This is a genomic window from Pseudorhodobacter sp. (genome assembly GCF_030452865.1).
In the GTDB taxonomy this organism is placed as follows: domain Bacteria; phylum Pseudomonadota; class Alphaproteobacteria; order Rhodobacterales; family Rhodobacteraceae; genus Pseudorhodobacter.
On the sequence record NZ_JAKDLJ010000206.1, the window covers coordinates 1 to 6340 of the forward strand.

General features: G+C 58.6%; 7 protein-coding genes. 5 read left to right on the plus strand and 2 right to left on the minus strand.

Features of this window, described 5'->3' with window-relative positions:
- Together L0H65_RS12330 and L0H65_RS12335 are read right to left on the minus strand one after the other, a co-directional pair.
- On the minus strand, nucleotides 1-506 hold a 506-nt coding region (locus tag L0H65_RS12330), incomplete at its 3' end, for an aminotransferase class V-fold PLP-dependent enzyme (RefSeq protein WP_301459352.1).
- Between the two features lie 119 nt (nucleotides 507-625).
- A complete protein-coding gene (locus L0H65_RS12335) occupies nucleotides 626-1099 on the minus strand; it encodes an Rrf2 family transcriptional regulator (protein WP_301459353.1) in 474 nt (157 codons plus the stop codon).
- Nucleotides 1100-1285: 186 nt separating this feature from the next.
- Between L0H65_RS12335 and L0H65_RS12340 the strand changes: the two genes are divergently transcribed.
- The 5 genes from L0H65_RS12340 to L0H65_RS12360 all read left to right on the plus strand — a co-directional run.
- Nucleotides 1286-1945 (plus strand): alpha/beta hydrolase, encoded by a 660-nt coding sequence (locus tag L0H65_RS12340; RefSeq protein WP_301459354.1) that lies wholly within the window; start codon nucleotides 1286-1288, stop codon nucleotides 1943-1945.
- Complete coding sequence (locus tag L0H65_RS12345; RefSeq protein ID WP_301459355.1) at nucleotides 1942-2208, plus strand: hypothetical protein; 267 nt, start codon at nucleotides 1942-1944, stop codon at nucleotides 2206-2208. The genes L0H65_RS12340 and L0H65_RS12345 overlap by 4 nt, the downstream gene beginning before the upstream one ends.
- Nucleotides 2205-3368 carry an HD family hydrolase gene (locus L0H65_RS12350; RefSeq protein WP_301459356.1) on the plus strand — a complete coding sequence of 388 codons (1164 nt, stop codon included), beginning with the start codon at nucleotides 2205-2207 and terminating at the stop codon, nucleotides 3366-3368. Before L0H65_RS12345 ends, L0H65_RS12350 begins: the two co-directional genes overlap by 4 nt.
- 97 nt (nucleotides 3369-3465) lie before the next feature.
- Nucleotides 3466-4680 (plus strand): NADP-dependent isocitrate dehydrogenase, encoded by a 1215-nt coding sequence (locus L0H65_RS12355; protein WP_301459357.1) that lies wholly within the window; start codon nucleotides 3466-3468, stop codon nucleotides 4678-4680.
- A 177-nt stretch (nucleotides 4681-4857) separates the two neighbouring features.
- Nucleotides 4858-6340, plus strand: a 1483-nt coding sequence (locus tag L0H65_RS12360; protein WP_301459358.1) for a GTP-binding protein, incomplete at its 3' end; no start/stop codon positions are given.

The window sequence follows — 6340 nt, forward strand, 5'->3', positions numbered from 1 at the left end:
CCCAGCTTATGCGCCGAAACCAATCCCGCGTCGCAGCCCAGCCAGTTGAACGCAAGCGGAACCTTGCCAAACCCTTGCGTCAGATCGCTCACCGCCACCCCTTGCGGCAAAACCTGCATCACCCCTGTCTCCGAATTGGCCAGTTGCAATGCCGCCCGCTGCGGATCGGTGACTGAAACCGCACCGCACGAGTCCACTGTCAAATCCGATACGCACCAAGCCGAAACCGCATCATGCTCAACTCCTGCACAATGCAAACCACGCCCGGCGCAGGCGAATGCCGCAGATTCCGTCGCCGATCCTGTAAAGACGACATCCGCACCCTCGGCCCCCAAAGCTGCCGCCACCTGCGCCCGCGCCCGCTCCAACAGTGCTTTCGCCGCCCGGCCCTCGGCATGAACCGAGGATGGATTGCCGACAACATCCATCGCCGCAATCATCGCCGCCCGCGCCTCCGCCCGCAAAGGCGTGGTCGCGTTCCAGTCCAGATATACCCGAGCTTTCATCCCACAATCTCTCATCTGTTCAAAAGTATCCTCAGGGGGTGAGGTGCAAAGCACCGAGGGGGCGCGAGCGCCCCCTGAATTTTCGCTGAAAATTCGGCCCGCCGATCATGCCTCCCGGTTCAATCCTCATCCACCACGGCAAACAACGCGGGCACCGCCGGACATGGCTGCATTTCGTTGCGAACCACATCCGAAAGCCGCGTCTGATGCAAAAACACATAGACATGCGCCGAAAGCCCCTCCCACAACCGGTTGCTCAAACTCTGCGCGCGACTGCCCGATACCCCGCCCGAAGCCCCTGCCCCCGCATGCATCGCGCTGACCGTTTCTTCCACCGCTTCCATGATCTCACTCACCCGGATTTCCACCGCAGGTTTGGCAAGGCGGTAACCGCCTCCCGGCCCGCGCACCGCCTCTACCAAGCCGGAGCGGCGCAGTTTGACAAACAACTGCTCCAGATAGGGCAAGGAAATATCCTGCCGCTTCGAAATCTCCGACAGCGAAACCAACGCATCGCTGTCTGCTTTCCCCCCTGCAAGCGCCAGATCGCACAGCGCCACCATTGCATATCGTCCTTTGGTCGAAAGTTTCATGCGCCAATCCCCCCAATTCGCCGGTCAACGCCGGTCATTTTCCACCAAACACATTGACCTGCACCGAAGGGGCGCTTAACTCAAGCGGAACCGCGGGCCTGTTTTGGGCCTGCTTTGAACCATTCTAAATATGCGCCCGGTCTTTGTCCACCAAGCCCGCCGCAGGAAAGTGACAAGGCGAGCGCTATGCCCGAAGTGATTTTTGCCGGCCCGGAGGGACGTCTCGAAGGCCGTTACCACCCCCAGAAGGAGCGTGACGCCCCCATCGCCATCGTGTTGCATCCGCATCCGCAATTCGGCGGTACGATGAATCAGCGCGTGGTCTACAACCTGCATTACACCTTCTACAACCTCGGCTTCACGGTTTTGCGCTTCAACTTCCGGGGCGTCGGCCGGTCGCAGGGCGAATATGACCAAGGCATTGGGGAGCTTTCTGATGCCGCCTCGGCGCTGGATTACCTGCAATCCATGAATCAGAATTCCAAGCATTGCTGGGTCGCAGGGTTTTCGTTCGGGGCGTGGATCGGCATGCAGCTTCTGATGCGCCGCCCGGAAATCACCGGTTTCATCTCGGTCTCTCCGCCTGCGAATATGTATGACTTTTCCTTCCTCGCGCCTTGCCCTTCTTCCGGGCTGATCATCAACGGCACCAATGACAAGGTGGCGCCGCCGAAGGATACGACCAGTCTGGTAAACAAATTGCATGAGCAAAAAGGCATCACCATCACCCATACCCAGATCGAGGGCGCGGACCATTTCTTCAAGGACGACGAGGCGCATATGAAACCGATGATTGAAAACGTCTCGGCCTATGTCAAACGCCGCATCACCGAGCAAACCCGATGAGCGTCGCTGAAACGCTGGCCGACGGCCTGGCAAAAGCTACATTGGATGCGATGGAGTTCATAGACGACGACCGCTTTTACGAAAAGGTCAGCCGGGTTATTGGCGGCTCCTCCCCCACGTTGCAAGAAGCGTTCATGACCTCGATCCGCGTGCGCCTTGCCGAACGCCGGGGGCAGGAATTCGTTGCCAAAGCCCTGGCTGCGGCCAAAAGCGGCGCCGCAGCCCCGGATGCACCAAAGGATATGTCGGTGGACGGACATTGAACAATGAGTGCGAAACGCTTGACCAGCAATTCGCCTTTCTGAATGAGGCGGATCGCCTGAAATCCATCAACCGCGCCAATGTGCTGCTGGACGATTCCCGACCAGAGAATTCGGCTGAACATAGCTGGCATGTCGCCGTCTGGGCCTTGGTTCATGCACATGCCGCACCGCAAGGCACTGATATTGCGCGCGTTATCTCGATGCTGTTGCTGCATGATATTGTGGAGATTGATGCAGGCGATCACCCGATCCATCTGCCCAACGGTGCGCAATCTGCGGCGGAGACAAAAGCCGCCAAGCGGCTTTTTGGCTTGCTGCCGCCAAGGATTGGCTCCCCTCTGGCGCAGCTCTGGGCTGAGTTTGAGCAAGGAGAAACGCTGGCCGCGCGTTTTGCCAAACAGATCGACCACGCGCAACCACTGTTTCAGGTGCTCTGTGCCGCCAATCCTCGCCCCGATCATGTGAAGATCGTCGCGGACAATCTTGCCCATGGCCGCGCCGCCGACCTCACGCAGCGCTGGCCCGAAGCCCATGCCGCCGCAACAGCCCTATTGGCAGGCAACCCTCTCCCGGCCTCCGATTTCGCGGCGCGACTTGCGTTTCTGTCGGAACTCGATGTCCTGAAATCCGTTTCACGCGCCACAACGCTTTGCGATGGTTCGCGGCGCGAAAACTCCGCCGAACACTCCTGGCATATCGCGCTTTACGCGCTGATCCTCGCCGATCAGGCGTCGCCGAATGTGGATATTTCCCGTGTCGTCCAGATGCTGCTGCTGCATGACATCGTTGAAATCGACGTGGGTGATGTACCTATTCATTCAGCGGGTGGTGCGGCACATGGCTCCGCCGCTGTACTGGGTGCGGAAGCAAGGGCCGCAAATCGCATTTTTGGCTTACTTCCCAGTGCCTTGAATGGCAAACTTCTGTCACTTTGGCAAGAGTTTGAAACGGCCGAAACTGCCGATGCCCAATTCGCCAAAAGTCTGGACCGGGTGCAACCCGTTATGCAGAACCTGCAATGCCAGGGCGGAACATGGCGCGAATACAACGTGACCTTCGCACAGCTTGAATCCCGCATCGGGGTCAAGATCGCGAAAGGTGCTCCCGAACTCTGGCCCTACATAAAGTCGCTTTGCCTTCCATTCCTCTCCAATGCCTGACTTCGCGGTATACAATCGCATACCGCACTAGCCAAGCCCCGAATATTCCGCTATTCAGGCTCCAACCCGAATCCCCTAACCGAAAAAGGCGCAGCGCATGACCAAGATCAAAGTCGCAAACCCCGTTGTCGAGCTTGACGGCGATGAAATGACCCGGATCATCTGGGATTTCATCAAGCAAAAGCTGGTGCTGCCCTACCTCGCTATCGACCTCAAGTATTATGATCTTTCCATCGAAAGCCGGGATGCGACAGATGACCAGATCACCGTCGACGCAGCACACGCGATCCAGAAATACGGCGTGGGCGTCAAATGCGCGACCATCACGCCGGATGAGGCGCGGGTTGAAGAATTTGGCCTCAAGCAGATGTGGCGTAGCCCCAACGGCACCATCCGCAACATTCTGGGTGGCGTGATTTTCCGCGAACCGATCATCTGCCAGAACGTGCCGCGCCTTGTCCCCGGCTGGACGCAGCCCATCGTCGTCGGCCGCCACGCCTTCGGTGATCAGTACCGCGCCACCGACTTCCGCTTCCCCGGCAAGGGTAAGCTGACGATCAAATTCGTCGGCGATGATGGCACCGTGATCGAGAAAGAGGTCTTCGACGCCCCCTCCTCCGGTGTCACGATGGCGATGTACAACCTTGACGACAGCATCATCGACTTCGCCCGCGCCTCGATGAATTACGGGTTGGTCAAGGGCTGGCCAGTGTATCTTTCGACCAAGAACACCATCCTCAAGGCCTATGACGGTCGCTTCAAGGATTTGTTCCAACAAGTGTTTGATGAAGAATTCGCCGACAAGTTCAAGAAGGCCGGCATCACCTACGAACACCGGTTGATCGACGATATGGTCGCCTCGGCAATGAAGTGGTCGGGCGGCTATGTCTGGGCCTGCAAGAACTACGACGGCGACGTACAGTCCGATACCGTGGCGCAAGGCTTCGGCTCGCTCGGCTTGATGACAAGCGTTCTGATGACTCCCGACGGCAAAACCGTGGAGGCAGAAGCCGCCCATGGCACTGTCACCCGCCACTATCGCCAACATCAGGCCGGCAAGGAAACCTCCACCAACTCCATCGCGTCGATTTTCGCCTGGACCGGCGGTCTGAAGCATCGCGCCAAGCTGGATAACAACGAACCACTGGCAAAATTCGCGGCCACCCTGGAAAAGGTCACCGTCGACGCTGTCGAAGATGGTCACATGACCAAAGACCTCGCTCTTCTTGTCGGACCCGATCAGAAATGGTTGACCACCATGGGCTATCTGGAAAAGGTTGATGAATACCTCAACAAATCGCTCAAGGGCTAAGCCTTCATCTTGGTAAAAATACCTTGCAGGGGGTCCGGGTGCGGCATACGCCCCCGGCCTTTGCCGTTCAGGCCGCCTCTTGCCTTGCGCGCGAAATTCACAACCCCCCTAGCCATTCCGCCGCAAACCCGATATGGCCGCCCCAACCCGAAATGATTTGAAAAAGAGACCCCTCCGATGGAGCTTCGCAACATCGCCATCATCGCCCACGTTGACCATGGCAAAACCACACTTGTCGATGAGCTGTTGAAACAATCCGGCACCTACCGCGACAATCAAGCCACGACCGAGCGCGCGATGGACAGCAACGATATCGAGCGAGAGCGCGGGATCACCATTTTGGCGAAATGTACCTCGGTCGAACATGACGGCATCCGCATCAACATCGTCGATACCCCCGGCCACGCCGATTTCGGTGGCGAGGTGGAGCGTATCCTGTCGATGGTGGACGGTGTTGTCTTGCTGGTCGATGCCGCCGAAGGCCCGATGCCGCAAACCAAATTCGTGACATCGAAGGCGCTTGCCCTTGGCCTGCGCCCGATCGTGGTCTTGAACAAGGTCGACAAGGCCGATGCTGAGCCCGACCGCGCCTTGGATGAATGTTTCGACCTTTTTGCCAACCTTGGCGCCGATGACAACCAGCTCGATTTTCCGCATCTCTACGCCTCTGGCCGCTCTGGCTGGGCCGATACCGAGTTGGATGGCCCGCGTGAAAACCTCAACGCGCTGTTTGACCTGATCGTGAAGCATGTGCCGGCGCCAAAGCAGGTCGCCGCCGCGAATGAACCGTTCAAGATGCTCGCCACGACGCTTTCGGCTGATCCGTTCATCGGCCGCATCCTGACCGGTCGGGTGGAGGCGGGCACGCTGAAAATGGGCGCGCAGATCAAAGCCCTGTCGCGTGACGGGGAACGGATCGAACAGTTCCGCGTCACCAAGATCCTTGCCTTCCGCGGCCTTGGCCAACAACCTATTGAAGAAGCCGTGGCAGGCGATATCGTCACCATCGCAGGGATGACCAAAGCCACCGTGGCGGATACGCTTTGCGATCTGACAGTGACGGAGGCGATCCCGGCGCAGCCGATTGACCCGCCCACTATCACGGTTACCTTCGGGATCAACGACAGCCCTCTGGCTGGCAAGGACGGCACCAAGGTACAATCCCGCATCATCCGCAAACGCCTGATGGATGAGGCGGAAACCAATGTCGCGATCAAGATCGCCGACACCCCCGGCGGGGAGGCGTTTGAGGTTTCGGGCCGGGGCGAATTGCAGATGGGTGTTCTCATTGAAAACATGCGCCGCGAAGGGTTCGAATTGTCAATCTCGCGCCCGCGCGTCATTTTCAAGACCGAAGACGGCGCGCGGATGGAACCGATCGAGGAAGTCACCATCGACGTGGATGATGAATATTCCGGCTCCGTCATCGAAAAGCTCACGGGTGAGCGAAAGGGCGATCTGGTGGAAATGAAGCCAGCAGGTGTCGGCAAAACCCGTATCGTGGCGCATGTTCCGTCGCGCGGCTTGATCGGCTACCACGGCCAGTTCCTGACCGATACACGCGGAACTGGGGTTCTGAACCGGCTTTTCCATTCCTGGGCACCACACAAAGGGCATATCCAGGGCCGCCGCCAGGGTGTCCTGATTTCGATGGAGAATG